Here is a 24,681-nt window from a genome sequence, read left to right as displayed (position 1 = left end):
TCTGATGCTATCAACACAAAACCCCGCAGGGCATCCCTGCGGGGTTTTGCTTTTAAAGTCCGAAACGCCTAGTGGCGGAAATGACGCATGCCGGTAAAGACCATGGCAATGTCATTTTCATCGGCTGCGGCGATGACTTCTTCGTCACGCATAGAACCACCTGGCTGGATCACAGCGGTCGCACCCGCCTTGACGGCTGCCAGAAGGCCGTCGGCAAACGGGAAGAACGCATCAGACGACACGACTGAGCCCTGGGTGCGCAGATCGCTCTCTCCAGCATTCTTTCCAGCTTCTTCGGCTTTCCACGCGGCAATGCGCGAGCTGTCGACACGGCTCATCTGACCAGCACCGATACCGACGGTCTTGCCGTCTTTGACATAGACAATGGCGTTTGATTTGACGTGCTTGCCAACGCGGAAGGCAAACAGAAGGTCATCAAGCTCTGCCTCGGACGGCTTGCGCTTGGTCACGACCTTAAGCTCTTCGCGTTTCACACGACCAGCATCGCGGTTCTGAAGCAGGTAACCGCCTGCCAGCGAACGCAGGGTCATGTCTTCACCTTCCGGATCGGCCATGCCACCGGTGACCAGAAGACGCAGGTTTTTCTTCGCTGCCAGAACTTCCTTGGCCGCGTCATCTGCATCCGGGCAAATCACGACTTCGGCAAACAGTTTGGCGATTTCTTCGGCCGTCTGTTTATCAAGCGTACGGTTGACAGCGATGATGCCACCAAAGGCCGATACCGGATCACAGGACAGTGCCTTGTGATAGGCATCAATCAGGCTATCACCCTCGGCAACGCCGCACGGGTTGGCATGCTTGATGATCGCAACAGCCGGCTTTTCATCGAACTCGGATACCAGTTCGAACGCGGCGTCGGTGTCGTTCAGGTTGTTAAACGACAGTTCCTTGCCCTGCAGCTGGGTCGCGGTGGCCACACCCGGGCGGTTTTTGCCGTTGGTATAGAACGCAGCCTGCTGATGCGGGTTTTCACCGTAACGCAGCGTCTGTTTCAGTTCGGCAGAAACATTCAGGCGCTGCGGGAAGGTTTCACCAAGTTCACCAGCAAACCAGCTGGAAATTGCCGAGTCATAAGCACCGGTGCGGGCGAACGCCTTGGCGGCGAGAACGCGGCGGGTTTCAGCAGTGGTGGCACCTTGATTGCCCTTCATCTCGGCAACGACGCGGTCATAATCAGACGGATCAACAACCACAGTCACGGACTCGTGGTTCTTGGCCGCAGAGCGGATCATGCTTGGGCCACCGATATCGATATTTTCGATGCAGGTGTCGAAATCGGCACCCTTTGCAACGGTTTCCTCAAACGGATACAGGTTCACACAAACCAGATCAATCGGGGAAATGTCGTTATCTTCCATGGCCTGCATATGGCTGGAAAGAGAACGGCGGCCCAGAAGGCCACCGTGAATCTTCGGATGAAGAGTCTTGACACGACCGTCCATGATTTCGGGAAAACCGGTGTGATCGGCAACTTCCTTGACCGGCACGCTAGCAGCTTCGATCGCCTTGGCAGAGCCACCGGTTGACAGGATTTCAACGCCCTGTGCGTGGAGGGATTTGGCAAATTCGACCAGACCGGTCTTGTCGGAAACGGAAATAAGCGCGCGCGCAATACGAGCAGTCATTGGGTTCGCTTTCATGCATCAATGTGATGAAGGTTGCGGACCCATTGATGATATATCGGCCCACAAAATCAGGAATGCGCATGGCTGCTCGTGCATGCGAAATGAAAGTGTGCGGGCAAACCGGCCTTTATAAGGGATCGGAAAAAGGTTTATCCAATCCGGGCCGACACATGATCAATGAGTCCGAACCATGTTTCGCGCGGAGCTTTAGCATGTGCGACGCAAAATGTGGACCCCGAATTCTTGCATGGCGGCTTTTAACAATCAGGCCAGCAAACCTTGTCGTCCAGCAAAAAACGGGACGGCATCGCTGCCGCCCCGTTCCGATTTTACCAAGTGTCGGATCAGGCAACGTTTTTACGCACGCCCAGTGTTTTGAGCGCATCAGCAAGTGAGGCGTGCTCAAGCCCGGCATAAAGCGCAAGTTCGTCACGAACCGGCGCACCAAGGCATTGCTCGAACACATCCTGGTTGGATTGTTCGGAATAGTTTTTCTGCTCGTCACTACCAAGATTCGATTGGAAAATCCCTGCAGCACTGACCGGCAGGAAGTCCTCGTAGATGATCGGATCGGCGCGCAGATAGCCCTGATCGACCAGTTCATTGATCGCAGTTACCGGATCAAGATCGCCTTTCTTGGCCGCATTCAGACCAGCCTTGGTCGGGCTATAGCGGAAGAAGGCCAGCTTTTCGACGCGCAAGGTCTCATAATCATCCGGGAAAGCGCGGAAACGCTCTGCCAGTTCTGTTTCGTAATCACGTGCGTTGGATCCACCGGCATTGATCTGCACCGCATGACGGGTCGCGGCCAAGAGCGTGTCATAAAGCTTGCGACCCTCGGCGGTCAGGGCAATCCCGCGCTGCTCGATTTCGCCAAAGCGGGCGGTATGGGTGCCAACCGTTTCATCACGACGACCACCGATAAAGTTCACCCGTTCTTCAAGCGCCTTGAAGCTGGTCTGGCGCAGCAGGATCGGGCAAGACCGTGCGGGCGGGCCTTCGACAATTGCCTTTGGCGTGATGCCGCGTTTGGGCATGTCTTGCTGCACCGCATCGATATCCAGGGTGCGCGGCGTCAGGTGATTGATATGCGGCCCCTTGAAGCAGACCACATCGGCAATCAGGCGATGGGCGTCATGAAGCTTCTGGTAGGTTTCAAGCGTGACGGTCGCATCGCTATGCCAACGGAAAGTTTCCAGTGCCTCGGCAACGAACTGTTCGGCCTGTATACGGGTCAGGCCGCCGTTTTTCTCTGCCAGATAAATCAGCTTAGTGGCATCCGCGGTAAAGATGTTGCGCTTGGCAAGGATGCTTTCGGCTTGATGACGCAAATCCTCGTCCTCGATCAATTCAAGACGCAGGAGCGAGGTAAAGACACGGAACGGATTGCGTTTAAGCGCTTCCTCGTCTATCGGGCGGAAGGCCGTTGAATGTACCGGCACACCGGCAACAGACAGATCATAATAGCCCACCGGATGCATGCCCATGACCGCAAACAGGCGGCGCATATTAAAAAGCTCTTCTGGTTTGCCGAGCCGGATCGCGCCGTGGCGTTCAAGGTCGATACGCTCAAGCTCGCCATTATATTCAAGGCTGTCGGCAAGTTTGGGATTGGCTTCCAGTTTGTTCTGATTGATCTCGTAAACCAGCTCCATCAGGGTGCCGTATTGTGGCACTTCACTGCGATACATGTCGGACATCGCGCTTGAAAACATCGAACGGATTTCATCGGGATGGACAAAGGCGTCTGTCGACATGGGGCCTCCAAAAGACGGAATCACATTGAACCTGTGGAATGGCCTTACTCGGCAAAATCATTCCCATTCATCATCAGGATGGCAAAATATGATCCGGTTTCGGGCATGACAAACGACAATTTGGCACGAATTCATTCCATCAAAGAATGAACGTGCAGATCATTGAAACAACAATTGGAAATGCAGTGAGAAGCAGCTTTTAAGAGGCTGCCTCGGTTTCACTGCCGTTGCTACCTGCAAAGATCGACTTCACACCGATCTCGGGCGGCTGGAATTCCGGCACCAATTGGCTGATCAGCTCCAGCGTTTTGGAAGTGTTGCGGTTGGTGGCACTGTCTTCCAAAGCATCAAAGACCTGCTTGATCAGGCCATAATCCACCACACGCGGGGCAGCCAAAAGCACCCCATCGGTCTCGGTCTGGACAGGCGGTTCGGAATCGTGGAAAAGCTCTTCATAAAGCTTCTCACCCGGGCGCAAACCGGTGACCTTGATTTCCACGTCCTTGTCCGGCTGTAAGCCAGACAGCAGGATCATCTGTCGCGCCAGATCGATGATTTTGACCGGGCGGCCCATATCAAGGACGAAGATCTTCCCGCCCTCGGTCACCCCGTGGCGCCCAAGTTCAGCTGATTGCAAAACAAGTTCCACCGCCTCGGCAATGGTCATGAAGTATCGGGTGATGCCTTCATGCGTGACAGTCAGCGGCCCACCCGCCTCAAGCTGGCGCTTGAACAGGGGCACCACAGACCCGGTAGAACCCAGAACGTTGCCAAAGCGCACGGTGACAAACCGGGTCGACCCGCGCTGATCAAGCGGCAGGGTCTCCAGCGCCTGACAATAACATTCCGCCAGCCGCTTTGATGCGCCCATGACATTGGCGGGGTTCACCGCCTTGTCGGTTGAAATCAGAACCATTGTGCCCACACCGGCGGCACGACAGGCCTCAGCCACATTACGCGTGCCCAGCGTGTTGGTCAGAATGCCTTCATTGGGGTTGTGTTCGACCAGCGGCACATGCTTGTAAGCCGCCGCATGGAACACTATTTCGGGCTTGTAGAGATCAAAAACCTGACCGATGCGGGTTTGATCGCGGACATCCCCTAGGATGCTCTCACGCGGCAAATCCGGATATTTTTCCGCCATTTCCATATCGATGGCGTAAAGCTGGAATTCCCCGGCATCCAATAAGGTCAGGCTGTCCGGGCCATAAGATGCGATCTGACGCACCAGTTCCGAACCAATTGATCCGCCGGCACCAGTCACCAATACCCGCTTACCAGCAATCATTTCTCGCACACGATCGCGATCCAGTCGCGCCTGCGGGCGACCGAGCAAATCTTCAATCGCCACCGGGCGGATTTGCAGCGGATCGGCCAAGCCTTCACGCAGATCGCCCAGCTTGGGCAAACGGGCCAGGGTCATGCCATAGCGATCAGCAATCTCGACCCACTTGGCATTGTCTTCATGACGCAGTGCATCACCACTCAGCACCAATCGGCGCGGCAAGCCATGCCTGCCCTTTTGTAATTTCTGAATGACATCTTCAAGCTGATCGACAGTCGCCAGAACGTCAACACCATGCATGTTGCGACCAACCCGGCCCTGAGTCAGCGAGACGATACCAATGACCTTGAACGGAGTATTAGCAGATCGTTCGGTTTCACGGATGAAGGCTTCTGCCTCATCGCCCGCGCCGATCAACAAGACCGAAACACGTGCTGTTCCCTGACGCACCAGTGCGCGTGCGGTCGATTTGTCCTTGGTAATCCGATAGGTCAGGCGTGCCCCGCCAAGCAAGGCCATCAGAAGGAACCACTGAATGATTGGCGCCGAACGTGGCATCCAGTCCAGACGTGTGGTCAGAAACAGAACAATAAAAAGAACCGCGACAGCAACCGATACGGCCTTGGCAATACGGATCACATCGTTGAGCGATGCATAGCGCCAAATGCCACGATACAGACCGAAATACCAGAAGGACACGGCTGCGATCAGCGTGAAAATGCCAGACGAAAACAGAATATTTTGCGTCGCATAGTAGACCACACCGTCCCCCACCCGAAGATAGAGCGCCAACGGGAAGGAAAGTGCCGCCATGATGATGTCATGGACAAAGGCAATATGGCTTCGCTGAAATAATCGCAGCATGCGGTCCCTTACCGGCAGATTTCTGTTTTTATAAGGATATACCCGCTTGGCGACAGACGGATAAGGGTTTCTTTTCGCGCTCTGCTCACATCAAGTCAAGCAATGCACGTAATAGTCTGATCGATCAGGTGCCGGGTGTTTCGCGAACCGGCATTCTCACCATCATACCGACAAGCCCCAACACAACGATCAGTGCTGCAATCACCCGCATCCAGTCCGGCGTATCACTTTGGGCAAAGCAAACAGCAATCAGAATAAGGTTGCTGGCAAGGATCATGATCGACACCCGGGCATGCGAAAACCCACGCTGGGTGGCTTTCTGATAGAAATGTTCGCGATGCGCTTGCCAGATTTTCTCGCGCCGCAAGGCGCGTTTGATCAGGGTAAATGTTGCATCAAACAGATAATAGGATGGCAAGATCAGTGCGATGGCCCATGCCCCTTCGGAGGCGACCTTTAACAACAGCCATCCCAGAATAAAGCCAAGCGGGATTGATCCGACATCTCCGAGAAACAGCTTCGCCGGATGCCAGTTCCAGATCAGGAACCCGATCATGATCGCAAGAATGCCAAGCCCGATATAGCCAAGCCCGATGAATTGCGGCAACGGCACAAAAAGCGCGAGCACAAAAATCCCAAGGCCGATTGACCCGGCCTCGACCCCGGTAATCCCGTCAATCCCGTCCATGAAATTGAACAGATTAATGAACCACACCCAAGCCAACACCACCAACACGTGATCCAGCCAGATCGGCACCAGTCCACCCAGAACCGGCTTATCAAGGGCCAATATGCCAATGATCACCGCAATAAATTGCACAGCAAAACGCTTGGCCGCGGAGAGGTCATGACGATCATCAAGCCAACTGAGCAACGCGAGCCCGGCACAGGCCCCCAGCATCAGCCATTCACCAATAGCCGAAACACCGGTAAAGGCAAAAACGACCGCAACCAGCACAATCAAAAGCGGCGTCACCGCAAGCCCGCCGCCACGCGGGGTCGGTACAGCGTGACTGGAACGGTGATTTGGCATATCAAGGATCGCCTTGCGCCGCAGATAGTTCAGAACCACCCACGTCAGCAACATCGAGCCGATCAGAAAGATGCTTGCAAAGGTCGCAAGTCCGGCAAAAGTCATCGTTGGATCGCCCTTGTCCCTGTCCCCATCAGATTGATCCGTCTGGATTAGCCGGACCCATTCCCTATCGCAAGGCTTTTCACCCTGCCCCGCACCATCCTGCCACCATTCCCGACACAGCCGCACAGAGCAGCCATGCCACGCAAAACCATGGTTGATGCTTTACAGTTTGCCATGCTGCGCTTAACTACAGCACATAAACTAAAACCGGAGATATCCCTTTGGCAGAACGTCGTTCCCGTCCATCCCAGCGCAATGCCCCCCGCAAACAGGCGGTTGAGGCACCCGATCCGCGTATGCTTGCGCTTAAAACCCTGCAGGAATTGCGCGGCGGTGAAGTGACGTTGGACGAACTTCTGTCAAAGCATGGCTATGGCCTGCCGTCGCTTGATCGCAATTTCCTGCGTCAATTGCTTGGCACCACGCTGCGCCATCTGGGCGAAATTGATGCCGTACTTGCCCCGCGTTATCAACCACCACAGGACCGGGTCGCAGCACGCTTGACCAACATCCTGCGGCTTGGTGTAGCGCAGCTGTTCTTTATGGATACGCCTGACTACGGTGCGGTCGACAGTACGGTCAATCTGGCGCGTGATGCGGGTTTGCATAAATACACCAAACTGATCAATGCCATTCTGCGTGGCTTGCAGCGTGATGGCTTTGAATGGCCGGAAGGCGTTGAGGACTGGCAGCTCAACATCCCGGCATGGCTGCGCGGATCCTGGAAAAAGGCCTATGGCGCCGAGATCGCCCAAGGCATTGCCGAAGCAAGCCTTGGCCACGCGATGCTGGATCTGTCGATCAAGGATCGCAGCCAGACCGCCGAGTGGGCCGAAAAGATGGATGGCATTGTCCTGCCGACCGGATCGGTGCGACTTGAACCGGGTCGCCGTATCCGTGATCTTCCGGGTTACAAGGATGGCGACTGGTGGGTGCAGGACGCAGCAGCAGCCATTCCGGCAACGCTGTTTTCGGCTTACAAGGACAAAACCATCTATGACCTGTGCGCGGCACCGGGTGGCAAGACCATGCAGCTTGCATCCCTTGGTGCGAGTGCAATTGCGGTCGATAAATCCGAAGGTCGCCTGAAACGCGTGTTTGAAAACCTAGAGCGTGTATCGCTTGGTGCGGCTGTCGTAACCGGCGATGCCACCGATCTTGCGCCTGATACGCCGCGCGCCGATGCGGTTCTTTTGGACGCACCCTGTTCAGCCACAGGCACCATTCGCCGCCATCCGGACATTCTGCTGCGTCAGAATGACAAGCTGATGCAATCGCTTCTGCCGATTCAGACCAAGCTGCTTAATCAGGCGGACAAGCTTTTGAATGTCGGTGGCGAGCTGATCTATTGCACCTGTTCGCTGCAACCCGAAGAAGGTGAATATCAGGTCAAATCGTTCCTGGCGGATCATCCGAACTATGAACGCAAAGCCATCACCGCCGACGAACTGGGTGGCTGGGATGAGGCAATCAACGATGCGGGTGAATTGCGCATTCTGCCCATTCACATGGCCGATTTTGGCGGCATGGATGGCTTTTTCTGTGCGCGACTTGTCAAAAAATCCTGATTTCCGGACAGAAGACTCGGGTTTGGCGCACACAGAGCTGCCATGAGTCCCATTCGGGTGACATGTGGGGTAATCTGGGGTATGAGAAGCCCGAATTTCCCGTATCCCATATCGCTTCAGGACCTGTGACGCATGACCACGTCAAATATTAAAATCGCACCTTCGATCCTTTCGGCTGATTTCGCCCAGCTTGGCGTTGACGTCCGCGCTGTTGACGAAGCCGGTGCTGACTATATCCATATCGATGTGATGGATGGCCACTATGTACCGAACATCACAATTGGCCCGGACGTGGTCAAGGCTCTGCGCCCGCACAGCGACAAGGTCTTTGACGTGCATCTGATGATCGCGCCGGTCGATCCTTATATCGAGGCATTTGCCAATGCCGGTTCTGACATCATCACCATCCACGCCGAGGCCGGCCCGCACCTGCATCGCTCGCTTCAGTTGATCAAGTCACTGGGCAAGAAAGCCGGTGTCTCGCTCAACCCGTCGACCCCGGAAAGTGTCATTGAGTATGTCATGGACATGGTTGATCTGGTTCTGGTCATGACCGTGAACCCGGGCTTTGGTGGCCAGAAATTCATCCCGAGCCAGCTTGAGAAAATCAAACGCATCCGCAAGATGATTGATGCCACCGGCCGTGATATCGACCTTGAAGTCGATGGTGGCGTAAACCCGGAAATCGCCCCACAGGTAATCAAAGCCGGTGCGAACGTCCTGGTGGCTGGTTCCGCCACCTTCAAGGGTGGCCCGTCTGAATATGCCAACAACATCAAGGCCATCCGCAGCGCGTAACGCGCTGCCTTGCTGATCGCAAAAACAAAAAAGGCCGGGGCACAATGCTCCGGCCTTTTTCGTATCTGCTTTAAGCGCGCTCAGATCAGAAATCGATGCAGCGGCCCTTGTTTTCCCAATCGCCAAAACGGGTCGGCTCAGGGCCCTTGGGACCACCAATCTCGCGGGCCTTGGCGGCAGCTTCGTTGGCGGCCTTGGCTTCGGCAAGCGCATTGATCGCGTCCTGAGAAAGTTGTGGAGCGGCTTCTGCCCCCGCAATCTCGTCAGATGCCGTATTTGTTTCGGGCTGCGGCTCTGCCTTTTCCTTGGGAACTTCGTGGATGACGGTTTCGCGGAATTTTCCAGCCATCTTTCCTTATCCTGCAATGCTTCTGAGTTTGGAGTTTAGTGCAGCCAGTCTGTTCTGCACACCATACGGAAGCAATTTCACGATAGACTTCCGGAGCTTGAAGATCGGAGGTGCAATATCCGGAATTTTAGCATTCGCATCGACCTTGGTTGCCTTGATGGCTTCCGGCAATTTGTTAGCAACTGTCTGCTTCACATATAGAACGATGTTGTAGCGATACCAAAATGAAACATCGTGAAAGCCCTTCAATTTCGGGCGGATACAATCATATGCTTCATAGCCTTCGTCACGGAAGAACGAGCGCCACTCGTCATACTCCCGCTCGTTCATATGAAATTCCCCTCCCTGCCCAGGGGGAGCGGCCGAGAAAATCACAACATCGGAGTGGCGGGTCAGGGATTGCACGAATTGGCGAGAGCTCTCAGGGCTGAGATGCTCAGCAACCTCCAGACTGCACGCCACATCGAAACGGCGCCCAAGATCAACTGCTTCATCCAGATTGCGTGCAAAAAACGCCTCTTTGGAAATGTGAAGAGCCTCAGTATTGACGTAATCACCATCAACACCGACAACATCTTCAACACCATTTAGTAACCAGCATTTCAGCCAAACGCCCTCAGCACAGCCAAAATCGGCAACACTTTTACAAAACGGCAGAAGTTCTCTGAAAACCGGAACAACCTTTTGTGCTGATTTCCATGAGATCCCTGATGTATAGGCGAAGAAATCATCGTCATATACGTTTTTGTAGTTCTCGGTGCCCGACATTAACTGTTCACCTTATTTTTGGCGTTAGTGCAAAGCACAGGAATAGCGCCCCGATGCAAAATCGGCAAGCTTCAAGCTGATCAGTACGACATGCGCAAACCCACATGACTTCAGGCCTTTGGAATCAAACAGTGGATGCGGACAAAAATTTGGGAAAAACAGACTCTTTCCCGGCGCGCCCAAAGCCGCTATTCCAAGCGTACGAGCAAAACAAGGAGAAACCATGCGTCCAATTCCCCAGCGTATCGCCGAAGAACTTTCGGTCCGTCCGGAACAGGTCATTGCCACCATCGAGATGCTTAATGAAGGCTCCACCGTTCCGTTCATCGCCCGTTACCGTAAAGAAAAAACCGGCGGGCTTGATGACACCCAACTTCGTACGCTGGAAGAACGCCTGCGCTATCTGACCGAGCTTGAAGAACGCCGCGCATCCGTGCTTGAGAGCATCCGCGAACAGGAAAAGCTGACGCCGGAACTTGAGGCCGCAATCAACGAGGCAGACACCAAGACTCGCCTTGAAGATCTTTACCTGCCTTACAAGAAAAAGCGCCGCACCAAGGCCCAGATTGCCCGCGAAGCTGGGTTGGAGCCGCTGGCCGATAGCCTGTTTAACGACCCGACGCTTGATCCGGAAACCGAAGCCGCCAAATTCGTTGATGCCGAAAAAGGCGTTGAGGACACCAAGGCTGCCCTTGATGGTGCGCGCCAGATCCTGATGGAACGCTTTGCCGAAGATGCCGACCTTGTCGCCAAGCTGCGTGACCACTTGTGGAATGAAGGTGAAATCACCGCATCGGTGATCGAGGGCAAACAGGCAGAAGGTGCCAAGTTCTCGGACTATTTCGAGCATTCCGAAAAAATCAAAACCTGCCCCTCACACCGTGCGCTGGCCCTTTTCCGGGGTCGCAACGAGGATATCCTTCAGCTTAAACTGACCCTTGGCAAAGAAGACGAAGACCGTCCGCGCAGCCAGCCGGGTCGGGCCGAGGTGATGATTGCCGCCCATGTCGGTATTGCCGACAAGGGACGGGCAGCGGATAAATGGCTGATGGATACCGTGCGCTGGACCTGGCGCGTCAAACTGTCTTTGTCGATTGAGCTTGATCTGTTTGGCACCCTTCGTGACTCCGCCGAGGAAGGTGCGATCAAGGTCTTTGCCGACAACCTGAAAGACCTGTTGCTGGCGGCCCCTGCGGGGCAAAAAGCGACCATGGGTCTTGATCCGGGTGTACGTACCGGGGTCAAGGTCGCGGTGGTTGATGCCACCGGAAAGCTGGTCGATACCGCAACGGTTTATCCCTTCCAGCCGCGCAATGACGTCGAAGGCGCGATCAACACCATGGCCGCGCTTGCGGCCCGCCATCAGATCGAACTGATCGCGATTGGCAACGGGACGTTTTCACGTGAAACCGACGAACTTGCCGGTCAGATGCTTAAACGCTTCCCGGCGCTTAAGGCGACCAAGGTGATCGTCAACGAAGCCGGTGCGTCTGTTTATTCCGCATCGCAGTTCGCAGCCGAAGAATTCCCCGATCTTGATGTGTCGCTCCGTGGGGCGGCATCAATTGCGCGCCGCCTGCAAGACCCGCTGGCAGAACTGGTGAAGATCGAACCGAAATCCATCGGTGTCGGACAGTACCAGCATGATGTATCGGAAACCAAACTGGCCCGGTCGCTTGATGCCGTGGTTGAGGATTGCGTGAACGGTGTTGGGGTTGACCTTAACACCGCCTCCATCCCGCTTTTGACCCGTGTGGCAGGCCTGACCGAGACGCTGGCGCGCAATATCGTTGGGTATCGCGACTCCAACGGGGCGTTCCAGTCCCGTGCGGATCTTAAAAAGGTCGAGCGTCTTGGACCAAAGGCGTTCGAGCAATGCGCGGGCTTCTTGCGTATTCGCGGTGCCAACAATCCTCTTGATGCATCGGCCGTGCACCCGGAAGCCTATCCGCTGGTCGAAAAAATCAGCGCCAAGGCCGCCAAGCCGTTGGCAGAACTGATCGGCGATTCGGCCTTTATCAAGACACTCCGCCCCGAAGATTTCGCCGATGACACATTTGGTGTCCCGACCATCCGCGACATCATCGCCGAGCTCGATAAGCCCGGCCGTGACCCGCGCCCGGAATTCAAGACCGCCAAATTCACCGAAGGTGTGAATGAGATCAAGGATCTGCGCACCGGCATGAAGCTTGAAGGCACGGTCACCAACGTCACCAACTTTGGGGCGTTCGTTGATATCGGCGTGCATCAGGATGGCCTGGTTCATATTTCCCAGCTTGCTGACAAGTTCGTCGAAGATCCCCGTCAGGTGGTCAAGGCCGGTCAAATCGTTTCCGTTACCGTGATGGAAGTCGACGCACCGCGCAAACGTATCGGCCTTTCGATGAAATCCGCACCGGATTACGAAGCCACGCGTGAAAAGCGTGCCGAAAATCACGGCGATGCACCGCGCGGCAACCGTCCGCAGCATTCATCAGGCCCGCGCCATCAGGGCGGCCAAGGTCGTGGCAATGCCGGTGGTAACGCTGGCGGCGATGGCGGTGCGATGGCTGCCGCACTCAAGGCCGCGATGGAACGTCGCAAGTAACCTATCGCAAAAAGGCTTCGAAACGGCGGGATGGCATATACCATTCCGCCGTTTTTCTTTTGCCCAATCATGCCGATCGGATGAATTGACAGAAGACAGTTTAAAACCCATGTTGAGCACTCACCAAGGGGAGCCCCGACAAGGGGGCTGAGAAACTGCCGCGCAGTGACCCTTTGAACCTGATCCAGTTCATACTGGCGTAGGGACGGTGCGAACGCGGATTACGACGTTCTCCATCATTCCGACTTCGAACTGGGTCTCCATACGCAAAGTTTCTGCATTGGAGCCTCGACATGACGACCGAAATTTCCCGGACCGCGACTGATCTTTTTGAACGCATGCGTGCGACCAATCCGTTGGTCCAGTGCATCACCAACTATGTTGCGATGAACTATGCCGCCAATGTTTTACTGGCCGCTGGCGCCTCACCAGCGATGGTTCACACACCAGAAGAATCCGGTGAATTTGCCGCGATTGCCGGTGCGCTGACGGTCAATATCGGCACCCTTTCGCCCAACTGGGTCGAAGGCATGATTGCCGCGGCCAAGTCGGCCAATGCTGCGGGCAAACCTTGGGTGCTTGATCCAGTGGCGCATTTTGCCACCGGGTATCGCCGCGATGCCGTGGCAGCGCTTTTGAAATTCAAACCCACCGTCATTCGCGGCAACGCATCGGAAATCATTGCGCTTGGTGGCGGTCAAAGTGCCGGTCAGGGTGTTGATAGCGGCGATCCGGTCGAACAGGCCGAAGAGGCCGCACGCGGCCTTGCCATCGCACAAGGTGCCATTGTTGCCGTTACAGGCGAGGTTGATTTTGTCACCGATGGCAAACGATCCGTGCGCATTGCCGGTGGATCGGACCTGATGCCGAAAGTCACCGCCACAGGCTGTTCGCTGACGGCGCTTGTTGGCGGCTATCTTGCGGTTGCACCGGATCAGGCGTTTGAAGCCACCGTTGCCGCCCTTGGCAATTTTGCCGTGGCGGGCGAAATCGCCGCCAATACGGCAAACGGCCCGGCATCCTTCATGACAGCCTTTATCGATGGCCTGCATCGCCTTGATGCCACGACTTATGCCAAGAACCTTCGGATCAATGTTCTATGAAGTCGTTTGATCTGTCGCTTTATCTCGTGCTTGATCCCGATCTGTGTCGCGACCATTCGATGGTGGAAACCACGATGGCCGCGATTGCAGGCGGTGCCACCCTCATTCAGCTGCGCGATAAAAAGGCCGGGACCGAGGGCCTCATTCGCGTTGGTCGGGAATTGATGAAGGCGATGGAAGGCACAAACGTGCCACTGATCGTGAATGACGACATTGATGCCGCCATTGCCATTGGCGCACATGGCCTGCATGTCGGTCAGGATGATCTGCCTTCGCAGATTGCCCGCGACCGCCTTGGCCCGGACAAGATCATCGGCCTGTCGATTGAAAGCGAAGATGTCGCGCAAAAGGTGGACCGCACGATTGTCGATTATGTCGGCATCGGCCCGATATTTGCCACCGCGACCAAGCCCGACCATAAACCGGCAATCGGATTTGACGGGCTTGAAAAGCTGGTGCGGATGGTCGGATTGCCATCGGTTGCGATTGGCGGGCTTAAGGGTGAACACGCCTTGCCGGCACTTGAAAGCGGTGCGAACGGTATTGCCGTTGTCTCGGCGATTTGTGGTCAGCCCGATCCAAAACAGGCCACCGCATATATCGCCCAAAAACTCAAATCAGCGCGGGCTTATCTGTCGCAGTAACCTTGGGCTTTCGCGGTTCCGATCTGCAATGATCAGGGCTGTTATAGGGCGCAAAACGCATGGCTGTTGCGCCCAAACAACAATGACCGGCACGGAAATGCCCCATTTGCGCCGTTAATTTTTCGGCTTCGTAGCGCAAGTTATCAGACATCAACCAAGAACAACCGCGCGAGGAAGCCATGCTGAGATCTCTGCGTAGTAAGCCGGTTGCCATTGCCCTGATTGGGCTTATGACGATCACGACAGCCGGGCTGGCTGCAATCAAGGTCGCACCCAAACCGACCACCGACAGCGTTACTATCCATTCCGAAATGGTTCGCGGTGAAGTGACGCTGCGCCACCCGGATGGCACCATCGCCATCAGGCGTGATTGCGTCCGGTTCCCGTGCAAGATTGACATCTCGTCGCTTAAACGCGGGGACTACGATGTCACACTGACAAATGGCGACGAAAGCCAGAAGATGGTAGGACTCTACAAAGAGTAGGCATCCCGCCTGCCCCACGACCCAAACCGTTCAAATTTTTCCGGAAAATCCGGGAACGTTTTGATGGCCTGAATGTTCATCATATATCGAACCATTCAAAGGTAATGTGGCGATGCGTTGCATAAACGCTCGTGCGTGCTAGATAAAGTAGCACGGGTAACGACCCGGATGCGCCAGTCGGCCCGGCAACAAAGGTTTCCAAGATGTTGCACGGGATTTTCACTTTTATCGACGGCGCAAAAAGGGATATGTTGCGTTACCGCACAGATTAATAATGAAAGTCGAGGAACTGTATCATGGCATTTGAACTCCCAGCACTTCCGTATGCATATGACGCGCTTGCGCCGGTCATGTCCGCTGAAACCCTTGAGTTTCACCATGACAAACATCACAACGCCTATGTTGTGAACGGCAACAAGCTGCTCGAAGGTTCGGGCCTTGAAGGCAAGTCGCTTGAAGAAGTTGTTGTTGCATCTTACGGCGACGCTTCCAAAGCAGGCCTGTTCAACAACGCTGCTCAGCACTGGAACCACATTGAGTTCTGGCAGATGATGAAGGGCAATGGCGGCGGCGCCATCCCGGGTGAACTCGAAAAGAAAATCGTTGAAGATTTCGGCTCTGTCGATGCCTTCAAAGAAGCCTTCATTCAGGCTGGCGTAACCCAGTTCGGTTCTGGCTGGTGCTGGCTTGCGATGGACAAGTCCGGTAAACTGGTTGTCACCAAGACCCCGAACGCGGAAAACCCGCTTGTTCACGGTCAGACCCCGCTGCTCGGTTGTGATGTTTGGGAACACTCCTACTACATCGATTACCGCAACGCGCGTCCGGACTATGTCAAAGCCTTCCTCGACAGCCTGGTTAACTGGGAATATGTTGCAGAGCGTTTCTCCAAAGCTGGCTAATCAGCCGACGCTTTGAGACTTAATTACAAAAGCGGCTCCTTCGGGGGCCGCTTTTTTGTGCGCGCAACACAAACAAAGAAAAACCCCGCCAGCGAGCCGGCGGGGTTTGGATCGAAACCGATCAGACGCGTGATCAGATGTCGAATTTGATGCCCTGAGCGAGCGGCAGCTCGCGGGAATAGTTGATGGTGTTGGTTGCGCGGCGCATGTAGCCTTTCCATGCATCCGAACCGGATTCTCGACCGCCACCGGTTTCTTTTTCACCACCGAAGGCACCACCGATTTCCGCACCGGACGGACCGATATTGACGTTGGCAATACCGCAATCGGACCCAACCGAGGACAGGAACAGTTCGGTTTCGCGCAGATCGGTCGAGAAGATGCACGATGACAGACCCTGCGGGACGTCATTCTGAAGCGCGATGGCTTCTTCAAGGGTCTCGTAGGTCATGACGTACAGGATCGGTGCGAAGGTCTCGTGCTTCACGGTCTCGGTCTGGCCCGGCATTTCAACCACTGACGGGGTAACATAGAACGCATTCGGGTATTCCGGTTCCAGGGTACGTTCTCCGCCATGCACAGTGCCGCCGTCTTTCTTGGCATTGGCAAGGGCGGCCTGCATGTTGGTAAAGGCTTCTTCGTCGATCAGCGGACCAACCAGAACACCATCGGCCAGCGGATCGCCAATTTTCACAGACTTGTAAGCCGCAATGATTTTCGGCAGCAGCTGATCCTTGACGTCCTTGTGAACGATCAGGCGACGAAGCGACGTGCAACGCTGACCACAGGTGCCAACAGCGGAGAACACAACCGCACGCACGGTCATGTCCAGATCGGCCGACGGGGTGACGATCATGGCGTTGTTGCCGCCAAGCTCAAGAATGGTGCGGCCAAAGCGCTGCGCAACACGCGGGGCAACTTCGCGGCCCATGCGGGTAGAACCGGTGGCTGAAATCAGCGCGACGTCACGGCTGTCGGTCATGATTTCACCGATGGCGCGATCACCCACAACGACCTGATGCAGGTTGGCCGGTGCATCACCGAATTTGGCAATCGCCTTTTCGAGGATCTTCTGGCAGGCAAGGGCAGTGACCGGCGTTTTTTCCGACGGTTTCCAGATCACGGCATTGCCGCAAGCCAGTGCAAGCGCTGTGTTCCATGCCCACGGCGCAACCGGGAAGTTAAAGGCGGTGATCAGGCCAACAACACCCAGCGGATGCCAGTTTTCCATCATCTTGTGGCCTGGACGTTCGGACGCGATGGTCAGACCGTAAAGCTGGCGCGACAGACCGACTGCGAAGTCGCAGATGTCGATCATTTCCTGAACTTCGCCAAGACCTTCCTGATAGATCTTGCCGCATTCAAGCGACACCAGACGGCCCAGCGGTTCCTTGGCTGCGCGCAGTTCTTCACCCAGAAGACGGACCAGTTCGCCACGACGCGGACCGGGAACCTGACGCCATGCGCCAAATGCCTTTTTGGCGTTGCCGATAACATCGGTCATCTCGGCCGGGGTGGTTTCGGTGACACTTGCGAATTCCGAACCGTCAACCGGGGTCTGGACACTGAGGGTGCCATTGGCAATCTCTGCTTCGGACAGACCAAGTTCGGTCAGAATGGATTTGTAGCTCACAGTAAAACTCCCTTCGTTTTAAACTTTCCGGCGCGGATCACCGGCAAATTCGATCTCTGTTCAATCCCTGATATCCGCCACCTTGGGCAGCTGTTTGGCGATGATGGCAAAGGCCTCATCAACCTGATCAAACGGAATGGTCAAAGGTGCCAGCAGGCGCACCACATTGGCGTGCTCACCACTTGGCATTAACAATAGCCCGTCATCACGGGCCAGTTGCAACAAGCATTGCAGACGTTTGGGTGACGGCTTGCCGTCATCTGCAATCAATTCAAAGGCACGCATTGCCCCGATCCCGCGCATGTTGCCGATCACATGCCCGCCGGGCAGATCGCGCAGCCATGCGATATGGGTGGCGTATTTTTCACCAAGCTGTTTGGCACGGGCGGTCAGCTTGTCGGCCTCGAGCACCTCAAATACGCCGGTTGCCGCGGCACAGGCTACAGGATTGCCGGAATAGGTGCCGCCAAGCCCGCCCGGCGCCAGCGCATTCATGACATCCTCGGCACCGGTGATTGCGGCCAACGGAAAGCCCCCGCCAATGCCTTTGCCCATAACAAGGATATCGGGCGCAATACCGGCATGCTCAATGGCAAACATCTTACCGGTCCGGGCAAAGCCCGACTGGATTTCATCGGCAATCAGAACCAAGCCGTTTTCATCACACAGGCGACGCAGGGCGACAAGAAATTCCCCATCCGCGGCACGAAAACCGCCTTCGCCCTGAACAGGTTCAATCACCACCGCCCCGACCGACGCCGGATCGGCGGAAACAGCAAACAGCTTGGCGATGGCGGCCATCGCATCATCAACCGGTACACCGGTTTCGGGGCAAGGATATGGCAGATGCCATACAGGCCCCGGCAATGGGCCGAGCCCGGTTTTATAGGGTTTGGTTTTGCCCGTCAGCGCAAGGGTTGCAAGCGTCCTGCCATGGAAACCACCGTCAAAGGCGATCACCCCGGTGCGGCCGGTAAAGGCGCGCGCAAGCTTCAGCGCGTTTTCCATCGCCTCGGCCCCGGAATTGGTCAGCATTGATTTCGCCGGACCTTCAATCGGGCAATTTGCTGCCAGCCACTCCGTTACCGCGACATAGGGCTCGTGGGGCAACGCATTATAACAGCTGTGGGTAAATCGTTCGCACTGGGCGGCGACGCGTTCCATCACCACCGGGTTGCGATGCCCGACATTCAAAACACCGATCCCGCCAATGAAATCGATATAGCGTTTGCCTTCGACGTCCCATGCCTCGGCATTGAGTGCGCGATCAAGATAGACCGGATGCACATTGCGCACCCCGGCCGATACCGACGCAATTGCGCGCTCACGCATCTGCGTGCTGTCCTGGGCTGGTTTGGTGTTTTCGTCACGGGGCATGTGGGGCTGCTCCGACCTTTTTATTGATGATTTAAATGACGTTCAGTTCAAGCACCGGCGCATTATCGCGAATGCGCTCATAGCCAAACACCGACAGATCAAGGGTTTCATAGCCGTTTGTCGCGATCAGTTCGGCAATGCCACGACCGACCGCCGGGCTTTGTTGCAGGCCATGGCCCGAGAACCCGTTGGCAAAGATGAAGTTTTTAACATCCGTGTGACGGCCCAAAATCGCGTTCTGATCGAGCAGGTTATAGGAATAATGACCCGCCCAGGCATTGACGACCTTGATCGCCTCAAACCGTTCACACCGCTCATACAGGCCCGGCCAGATGATGTCGTCAAACAGGCTATGATCGACGTCGAAATCCCAGCATTCCGGGTCGCGATCCTTGGGCGGTGCGATACCGGTAATAAAGAACTCGCCTTCCGGACGGACATAAAGGCCGCTTGGATCAATCAGCATCGGGCAGGATGCGCTGATGTCTTCCGCGTCCCGGCAGTTGAATACAAAGATGCAGCGTTTGCGTGGCTCGACCGGAATTTCAAGGCCGGCCATCCGGGCGACCTTTGATCCGCCGGTGCCCGCCGCATTGACAAGCTGGCCACAGCCGAACCGACGACCGTCCTTTAGAACCACACCGGTGACCTGATCACCATTACGCAGGACCTCGACCACTTCGCCGTCAATGTAATCGGCACCACGACGGCGGGCCTGTTTGCGAAACGACTGCATCAGGCAATAGGCATCAAACCAGCCTTCGCCCGTGCGTCCCCAGCAACCAGCCGCCAGATCGGATGTATTCATCCATGGGTATTTCTGGGCCAAGTCATCGGGCTCCATCCAGATGATGTCGCCGCCAAATTCGGTTTGCGTCGCATGGTTCTGACGCAGGATATCGCGCCCCTGATCGGTGGCCAGAATGAGATAGCCCTTTTCATGCAGGGCAATGTCGACGTCGGGATCAAGGTCGCGGTTCAGATTACGCAGGAACTGAATGCCATAGGCCGACATTTCAATATTGATCGGGGTCGAGAATTGCTGGCGGATCGACGCCGCCGAAAGTGCGGTCGAGCAGAACTCGTAGGTCGAGTCTTTCTCGATCACCAGAACCCGGCCCTTGAAATCATCACGGCCCGTCAAATGCCATGCGATGGAACTGCCGATAACCGCACCACCGACGATGATCACATCATAATTTTCGTCAACAGAACCCATTCTTGCCTTCTACCCGATGCAAATTGTTACTTTCCGGCCATTGATGAACCGGCATTTTGCGGTGGTGCGCTGGAAACCGTTACCCGAATGAAGGGGGAGCCTTCCTTCCAAAACATTCCAAAGTAACAGCATTCCAGCACGGTTGGCTTTCAGCCCAAACGCTTCTTGGGGTGGCGCGAGGGGACTTTGAACCGTTTAAAACCGTACGCCTTGGCTGCAAAGCAAACAAACGATATATTCGCACCATATCATTCCGTTTTGTTATGAACTGGTTTTGCCATGCGTCGCGTCCTGCCATCCCTTACTGCCCTGCAATTCTTTGAAAGTTCGGCCCGTCATCTGTCTTTCACCCGCGCGGCAGAGGAACTGAATGTCACGCAAAGCGCAATCAGCCGTCAGATCCGTGCGCTTGAGGAATATCTCGGACGAGATCTTTTTCGCCGCGTGAAGAAACGCCTGAAACTGACCGCGGCCGGTGAAGCCTATGCCGCACAGGTCCGTGACCTTCTGGATCGGGCAGAGGCCGCCACACTTCAGGTCATGGCTTATTCCGATGCGGGCGGGATGCTTAATGTCGGGACGCTACCAACTTTTGGCGCGCGCTGGCTTGTGCCGCGCCTTGGTGATTTCAAGGCAACCTGGCCGGACATTCAGCTCAATCTCATTACCCAGACGCGGGAATTTAATTTCGACCGCGAAGGTATTGATATTGCCATTCACTTTGGTGAAGACAACCTGCCGGGCTGCGTGACGCACCGTTTGATGGGGGAAACCTTGATTGCAGTCTGTGCGCCCAAGCTGCTTAAGGAAAATGACGATCTGCCGATTGCCCGCGAACGCGTGCGCAACTGTACTTTGTTGCAGCATTCCACCCGCCCGCGTGCCTGGCAGGACTGGCTGGCGGCCACCGGCGTTGCCGTGGTCGATGAACTGGCTGGTCCCCGGTTTGAGCATTTCCACATGGTCATTCAGGCCGCTGTCGCAGGCCTTGGGCTGGCACTTCTGCCGGAATTTCTGGTACGTGAAGAGCTTGAAAACGGGCGTCTGGTCGCACCCTTTGATGTATCGATCCCCAACCAGCACGCCTATTACGTGGTTTATCCCAAGGAAAAGGAAAACAACTTTGCAGTCCGCGCATTTCGCGACTGGCTGATTGCGACCTGTCGCACCGAACAGGATGACCGTGCCATCCCGTCGGGCACCGCTGCCTGACCCTTACCGAATTTAGTTAAACGGTTGGCGACCTAGTCCGCGCCAATCTTTGCGGACGATCCTGCACGCATCGCTGCACAAAGTTGCACCGCCACAACAACAAACAGGAAGTAGAGTGCCACTTGCCAGTCGCCCAGAAGGTCATGCAAGGCCCCGAACAAAACTGGCCCAATGGCCGCAAACAGATAGCCCACCGATTGCGCCATGCCCGACAGTCGTGCCGACGTTTGCGGATCTGCTACGCGCATGCCGACAAGGGTCAGGGCAATACTGATCATGCTGCCTTGTCCAAGCCCCATGCATACTGCCCAGACATACGGCAATTCGGTGGTGGCAAAGACGAAGCCCGGAATGGCGATGATCAACGGAATATGCAGCACCAGCATCGCCAGTTTCTTGTTGGCAATCCTCGAATAAATCAGCGGCGCACCAAAGGCGGCCGGAATGCCAAATACGTTAAACAGAGTCAGAAGGGTCGCGGCTTCGGCCTCGGAAATGCCGTGATCAATGAACACTTTGGCGACCCAGGCCGTGCCGGTATAGAACATCAGCGACTGACAACCAAAGAACAGCGCCAGCCACCAGGCTTCGACGTTTTTCCAAAGCGAAATGTGCGCAACCGGTGTCGGCGCCGCTCCGACATGGCGATAACGCAACATCGGCAGCCAGCAGACAAAGGCAATCGCGGCAAACACCGCCCAAACACCAAGCGACCAGCGCCAATCGCCGTCCGCCGCATTTCGGATCGGGATCGAAACAAATGCCGCAGTCGTCGCGCCACTGGACATGGTAAAGGTGTAAAGGGCAGTCACCAATGCCACATGGGTCGGAAAACTGCGCCGTACCAGTGATGGGGTCAAAACATTCAGAACCGCAATTGCCGCCCCCAAAATGATGGTCCCGACCACCATGATGTCATAGGCCCCGCTGGCGCGAAGCCCCTGCCCGATGGCGATGAACAGCAACATCGTCAGAAGGGTCGCTTCGAGACCGAATTTCTGCCCCAGACGCGGTGCAAACATTGAAAGCACGCCAAAGCTCAGCACTGGCAGCGTTGTCAACAAACCAAGCTGGGTCCCTGAAAGCGACAGATCTGTACCAATGATTTCCGCCAACGGCCCCAAACCGACAATGCTGCCGCGCATGTTCGCCGCCAAAAGCAAGATCGCCAGCAAAAATCCGATATGCGCCCCCAAATGATGGAAGCCACGCCCGGCATTAGATGCCGCATTCTTTCCCGGCGTTGTCTTCTCGGAAGGATTGGTGTGTGGGGCCGTCTTGTCAGTCATCTGGATGATCCATGTTGTGTCGCGATGGTGGCGCGGACAGAAATTTAGGTGAGCATAAATTCAAAAATCGGGCTTTCAGACCGCAACAACACCCCACAATACCCGGAGCGCAACCAGCACAAACAGGATGGCAATGATCCGCTCAATCCAGGCAGCGTGATCGCGCAACCATGGCAACACCGCCCCGTGCGACAATCCAACGGCGACAAGGCAATACCACGCCCCGTCGATTACAGCGGCGGTGAACGCCAGAAGGAACTTGCCGCCCCATTCAAACTCGGGCGAAACAAACTGGCTGAAAAGGGCCAGGAAAAACAGGGCGATCTTGGGATTGAGAAACGCAATCATGAACCCGTCGCGGGCGGCCTGCAGGATCGATCCTGATACCTTGCCTGCACTATCGACATCAAACTTCGCACCCGCCTTGGAACCACGCCACGCCTTGATTGCAAGCCAGATCAGATAAAGCGCACCCAGGATACTGACCGCATTGTGAAAGACCGGTACCGTCTGAAACAGAATGCCAAGTCCGGTCATGGTGATCACAGCATAAAAGCCGATACCCAGTGCATGCGCCAAGGCGCAGGCAAATCCGGCCTGGCGGGAATGACCAACGGAATAGCGCAATACAACGGCCAGACTTGGACCCGGTGTCATTGCGCCAAGTACACAGATGGTTGCAACCGACAACCAGGCGGCGAAGCTCATAACGTTTCCTTTGGGTGACGCAGGTTTATTCCCGCTTGGTTTTATCGAAAGCTATCTGCTTGCCAGAACCGTTTCAACGGAAATGAACTGTCGCTATGATGCGCATCCGCGCCAACCCGCCACCTGAACACAGCATTTCGTAAAATACGGTTTTAAAACATGTTTCTGTTGCTCAAGAATGCCAACGTCTTCGCCCCGACGCCGCTTGGCATCAATGATATCCTGATCTGTGACGAGAAAATCGTCGCCATTGCCCCGGATCTGGTGGTTTCTGTTCCGGCCGAAATCAAGACCATCGACCTTGGCGGCAAGATGACCGTACCAGGCTTTATCGACGGACATGTCCATCTGATCGGGGGCGGTGGCGAAGGCGGATTTGCCACGCGTACGCCAGAAGTTGCGGTCGGCAAACTGATCGAAGCTGGCATTACATCCGTTTGTGGATTGTTGGGCACAGACGCCGCAACACGGCACATCGCATCGCTGTATGCCAAGACCAAGGCGCTTCGAACCGAAGGTATCTCTGCATGGTTCTTCACAGGTGGTTATCGCGTACCGTCACCAACCCTGACCGGCAACATCGGGGATGACGTGACGTTTCTGGATGCCTGTATCGGTTTGAAAACGGCGATTTCAGATCACCGCAGCAGCCAAAGCACGGTTGAGGAGCTGGCCCGCATCGCATCCCAATCGCGCATTGGCGGCATGACATCGGGCAAGGCCGGATCGGTTGTCGTGCATCTGGGCGATGGTGACGGGCACTTTGATCCCCTGATTGCTGTGATCGAGCAGACCGAAATCCCGATCGGCCAGTTCATCCCGACCCACGTCAACCGCAAGCGCGCCTTGCTTGATGCGGCCAAGCTCTGGGCAAAGCGTGGCGGCAATATCGATTTCACCACCGGGATTGATGCCGAACCCGATCCCAAGGAGGCCACCAAAACATCGACCAGCATTGCCGAATGCCTGGCCGATGGCGTTCCGCTAGACCGCATTTCAATGACATCGGATGGCAACGGGTCACTGCCGGATTTTGATACTGATGGCAATATGATCGGGCTTTCAGTGGCTGGCTTTGAGACCGTACCGCGCGAATTTGCCGATCTGGTCGAAGTTGAAAAGCTTGATATCCCGACCGCCTTGGCCCCGATTACGATCAATCCGGCACGCATGCTGGGCCTTGTGGCACGCAAAGGGCAGCTCAAAGTCGGTTATGATGCCGATATCCTGGTTTTCGATGATGCTTTAACCCCCGATAGCGTCATTGCCCGCGGAAAACCGGCCATGATTGGCAAGGAACGACTGCTCCGCGGCACTTTCGAAGATTAATCTGGTCTTTGGACCGGAAT

General features: G+C 55.7%; 20 protein-coding genes and 1 riboswitch. Of the genes, 9 read left to right on the top strand and 11 right to left on the bottom strand.

From position 1 onward, the window contains the following. Positions 1-68 precede the first annotated feature (68 nt). The 4 genes from purH to WBY09_RS02555 all read right to left on the bottom strand — a co-directional run bounded on the left by purH (position 69) and on the right by WBY09_RS02555 (position 6,690). Positions 69-1,646, bottom strand: a complete 1,578-nt coding sequence (gene purH / locus WBY09_RS02570; protein ID WP_286792719.1) for a bifunctional phosphoribosylaminoimidazolecarboxamide formyltransferase/IMP cyclohydrolase — start codon at positions 1,644-1,646, stop codon at positions 69-71. Between the two features lie 344 nt (positions 1,647-1,990). After that, entirely contained in the window at positions 1,991-3,403 is a 1,413-nt protein-coding gene (gene hglS / locus WBY09_RS02565) for a 2-oxoadipate dioxygenase/decarboxylase HglS (RefSeq protein ID WP_286792718.1), read from the bottom strand. 199 nt (positions 3,404-3,602) lie between these two features. Beyond that, on the bottom strand, positions 3,603-5,552 hold the full coding sequence (locus tag WBY09_RS02560) for a polysaccharide biosynthesis protein (protein WP_064780115.1): 1,950 nt from the start codon (positions 5,550-5,552) through the stop codon (positions 3,603-3,605). Positions 5,553-5,676: 124 nt separating this feature from the next. After that, positions 5,677-6,690: an MraY family glycosyltransferase gene (locus WBY09_RS02555; protein ID WP_064780116.1), complete on the bottom strand. Its 1,014-nt coding sequence runs from the start codon at positions 6,688-6,690 to the stop codon at positions 5,677-5,679. Positions 6,691-6,911: 221 nt separating this feature from the next. Between WBY09_RS02555 and WBY09_RS02550 the strand changes: the two genes are divergently transcribed. Continuing rightward, the gene (locus tag WBY09_RS02550; protein WP_197146222.1) at positions 6,912-8,258 is read left to right on the top strand and encodes an RsmB/NOP family class I SAM-dependent RNA methyltransferase; all 1,347 of its coding nucleotides are present in this window, start codon (positions 6,912-6,914) and stop codon (positions 8,256-8,258) included. Between the two features lie 132 nt (positions 8,259-8,390). Next, positions 8,391-9,056 carry a ribulose-phosphate 3-epimerase gene (gene rpe, locus WBY09_RS02545; RefSeq protein WP_197146223.1) on the top strand — a complete coding sequence of 222 codons (666 nt, stop codon included), beginning with the start codon at positions 8,391-8,393 and terminating at the stop codon, positions 9,054-9,056. Positions 9,057-9,141: 85 nt separating this feature from the next. On the opposite strand, the gene WBY09_RS19890 is transcribed toward rpe, so the two are convergent. Both WBY09_RS19890 and WBY09_RS02535 read right to left on the bottom strand, forming a co-directional pair. Beyond that, positions 9,142-9,405: a DUF1674 domain-containing protein gene (locus tag WBY09_RS19890; RefSeq protein ID WP_197146224.1), complete on the bottom strand. Its 264-nt coding sequence runs from the start codon at positions 9,403-9,405 to the stop codon at positions 9,142-9,144. A 6-nt stretch (positions 9,406-9,411) separates the two neighbouring features. After that, on the bottom strand, positions 9,412-10,173 hold the full coding sequence (locus WBY09_RS02535; protein ID WP_197146225.1) for a class I SAM-dependent methyltransferase: 762 nt from the start codon (positions 10,171-10,173) through the stop codon (positions 9,412-9,414). 223 nt (positions 10,174-10,396) lie between these two features. Between WBY09_RS02535 and WBY09_RS02530 the strand changes: the two genes are divergently transcribed. The 5 genes from WBY09_RS02530 (at position 10,397) to WBY09_RS02510 (ending at position 15,894) form a co-directional block, all read left to right on the top strand. Next, positions 10,397-12,760 carry a Tex family protein gene (locus WBY09_RS02530; RefSeq protein ID WP_197146226.1) on the top strand — a complete coding sequence of 788 codons (2,364 nt, stop codon included), beginning with the start codon at positions 10,397-10,399 and terminating at the stop codon, positions 12,758-12,760. 116 nt (positions 12,761-12,876) lie between these two features. Next, positions 12,877-12,983, top strand: a riboswitch (TPP riboswitch). A 70-nt stretch (positions 12,984-13,053) separates the two neighbouring features. Further along, a complete protein-coding gene (gene thiM, locus WBY09_RS02525) occupies positions 13,054-13,863 on the top strand; it encodes a hydroxyethylthiazole kinase (protein ID WP_197146227.1) in 810 nt (269 codons plus the stop codon). Further along, positions 13,860-14,507, top strand: a complete 648-nt coding sequence (thiE, locus tag WBY09_RS02520; RefSeq protein WP_197146228.1) for a thiamine phosphate synthase — start codon at positions 13,860-13,862, stop codon at positions 14,505-14,507. Before thiM ends, thiE begins: the two co-directional genes overlap by 4 nt. A gap of 179 nt (positions 14,508-14,686) precedes the next feature. Continuing rightward, positions 14,687-14,992, top strand: coding sequence for a hypothetical protein (locus tag WBY09_RS02515; protein WP_064780124.1), 306 nt, complete (start codon positions 14,687-14,689; stop codon positions 14,990-14,992). Positions 14,993-15,288: 296 nt separating this feature from the next. Next, a complete protein-coding gene (locus WBY09_RS02510; protein WP_008888603.1) occupies positions 15,289-15,894 on the top strand; it encodes a superoxide dismutase in 606 nt (201 codons plus the stop codon). Positions 15,895-16,027: 133 nt separating this feature from the next. Here WBY09_RS02510 and amaB read toward each other — a convergent pair whose 3' ends face one another. Genes amaB through WBY09_RS02495 form a run of 3 tightly spaced genes read right to left on the bottom strand, consistent with a single transcriptional unit; the run spans position 16,028 to position 20,123 of the window. Beyond that, the gene (gene amaB, locus WBY09_RS02505; protein ID WP_197146229.1) at positions 16,028-17,527 is read right to left on the bottom strand and encodes an L-piperidine-6-carboxylate dehydrogenase; all 1,500 of its coding nucleotides are present in this window, start codon (positions 17,525-17,527) and stop codon (positions 16,028-16,030) included. A gap of 60 nt (positions 17,528-17,587) precedes the next feature. Beyond that, positions 17,588-18,904 carry an aspartate aminotransferase family protein gene (locus tag WBY09_RS02500; protein ID WP_336231895.1) on the bottom strand — a complete coding sequence of 439 codons (1,317 nt, stop codon included), beginning with the start codon at positions 18,902-18,904 and terminating at the stop codon, positions 17,588-17,590. A 31-nt stretch (positions 18,905-18,935) separates the two neighbouring features. Continuing rightward, positions 18,936-20,123, bottom strand: coding sequence for an NAD(P)/FAD-dependent oxidoreductase (locus WBY09_RS02495; protein WP_197146231.1), 1,188 nt, complete (start codon positions 20,121-20,123; stop codon positions 18,936-18,938). A 279-nt stretch (positions 20,124-20,402) separates the two neighbouring features. Between WBY09_RS02495 and gcvA the strand changes: the two genes are divergently transcribed. Then, complete coding sequence (gcvA, locus tag WBY09_RS02490) at positions 20,403-21,335, top strand: transcriptional regulator GcvA (protein ID WP_120223983.1); 933 nt, start codon at positions 20,403-20,405, stop codon at positions 21,333-21,335. Between the two features lie 32 nt (positions 21,336-21,367). Here the strand turns inward: gcvA and WBY09_RS02485 are convergent, their stop codons facing one another. Next, on the bottom strand, positions 21,368-22,624 hold the full coding sequence (locus WBY09_RS02485) for a CynX/NimT family MFS transporter (protein WP_336231894.1): 1,257 nt from the start codon (positions 22,622-22,624) through the stop codon (positions 21,368-21,370). A gap of 75 nt (positions 22,625-22,699) precedes the next feature. After that, positions 22,700-23,332, bottom strand: coding sequence for a LysE family translocator (locus WBY09_RS02480; RefSeq protein WP_197146233.1), 633 nt, complete (start codon positions 23,330-23,332; stop codon positions 22,700-22,702). A gap of 159 nt (positions 23,333-23,491) precedes the next feature. Here WBY09_RS02480 and iadA point away from each other — a divergent pair, with 159 nt between their 5' ends. After that, positions 23,492-24,661, top strand: a complete 1,170-nt coding sequence (gene iadA, locus WBY09_RS02475) for a beta-aspartyl-peptidase (RefSeq protein WP_197146234.1) — start codon at positions 23,492-23,494, stop codon at positions 24,659-24,661. Positions 24,662-24,681: the final 20 nt, after the last annotated feature.

The organism is Thalassospira sp. CH_XMU1458 (genome assembly GCF_037027205.1).
GTDB classification, from domain to species: Bacteria; Pseudomonadota; Alphaproteobacteria; order Rhodospirillales; family Thalassospiraceae; genus Thalassospira; species Thalassospira tepidiphila.
This window is presented reverse-complemented; position numbering and strand designations above follow the sequence as displayed.

What these genes read in the sequence shown, in the direction of transcription:
- purH (WP_286792719.1), bottom strand. Translation starts at nt 1,646, where the DNA reads ATGACTGCTCGTATTGCGCGCGCGCTTATTTCCGTTTCCGACAAGACC.
- hglS (WP_286792718.1), bottom strand. Translation starts at nt 3,403, where the DNA reads ATGTCGACAGACGCCTTTGTCCATCCCGATGAAATCCGTTCGATGTTT.
- WBY09_RS02560 (WP_064780115.1), bottom strand. Translation starts at nt 5,552, where the DNA reads ATGCTGCGATTATTTCAGCGAAGCCATATTGCCTTTGTCCATGACATC.
- WBY09_RS02555 (WP_064780116.1), bottom strand. Translation starts at nt 6,690, where the DNA reads ATGACTTTTGCCGGACTTGCGACCTTTGCAAGCATCTTTCTGATCGGC.
- rpe (WP_197146223.1), top strand. Translation starts at nt 8,391, where the DNA reads ATGACCACGTCAAATATTAAAATCGCACCTTCGATCCTTTCGGCTGAT.
- WBY09_RS19890 (WP_197146224.1), bottom strand. Translation starts at nt 9,405, where the DNA reads ATGGCTGGAAAATTCCGCGAAACCGTCATCCACGAAGTTCCCAAGGAA.
- WBY09_RS02535 (WP_197146225.1), bottom strand. Translation starts at nt 10,173, where the DNA reads ATGTCGGGCACCGAGAACTACAAAAACGTATATGACGATGATTTCTTC.
- WBY09_RS02530 (WP_197146226.1), top strand. Translation starts at nt 10,397, where the DNA reads ATGCGTCCAATTCCCCAGCGTATCGCCGAAGAACTTTCGGTCCGTCCG.
- thiM (WP_197146227.1), top strand. Translation starts at nt 13,054, where the DNA reads ATGACGACCGAAATTTCCCGGACCGCGACTGATCTTTTTGAACGCATG.
- thiE (WP_197146228.1), top strand. Translation starts at nt 13,860, where the DNA reads ATGAAGTCGTTTGATCTGTCGCTTTATCTCGTGCTTGATCCCGATCTG.
- WBY09_RS02515 (WP_064780124.1), top strand. Translation starts at nt 14,687, where the DNA reads ATGCTGAGATCTCTGCGTAGTAAGCCGGTTGCCATTGCCCTGATTGGG.
- WBY09_RS02510 (WP_008888603.1), top strand. Translation starts at nt 15,289, where the DNA reads ATGGCATTTGAACTCCCAGCACTTCCGTATGCATATGACGCGCTTGCG.
- WBY09_RS02500 (WP_336231895.1), bottom strand. Translation starts at nt 18,904, where the DNA reads ATGCCCCGTGACGAAAACACCAAACCAGCCCAGGACAGCACGCAGATG.
- WBY09_RS02495 (WP_197146231.1), bottom strand. Translation starts at nt 20,123, where the DNA reads ATGGGTTCTGTTGACGAAAATTATGATGTGATCATCGTCGGTGGTGCG.
- gcvA (WP_120223983.1), top strand. Translation starts at nt 20,403, where the DNA reads ATGCGTCGCGTCCTGCCATCCCTTACTGCCCTGCAATTCTTTGAAAGT.
- WBY09_RS02485 (WP_336231894.1), bottom strand. Translation starts at nt 22,624, where the DNA reads ATGACTGACAAGACGGCCCCACACACCAATCCTTCCGAGAAGACAACG.
- WBY09_RS02480 (WP_197146233.1), bottom strand. Translation starts at nt 23,332, where the DNA reads ATGAGCTTCGCCGCCTGGTTGTCGGTTGCAACCATCTGTGTACTTGGC.
- iadA (WP_197146234.1), top strand. Translation starts at nt 23,492, where the DNA reads ATGTTTCTGTTGCTCAAGAATGCCAACGTCTTCGCCCCGACGCCGCTT.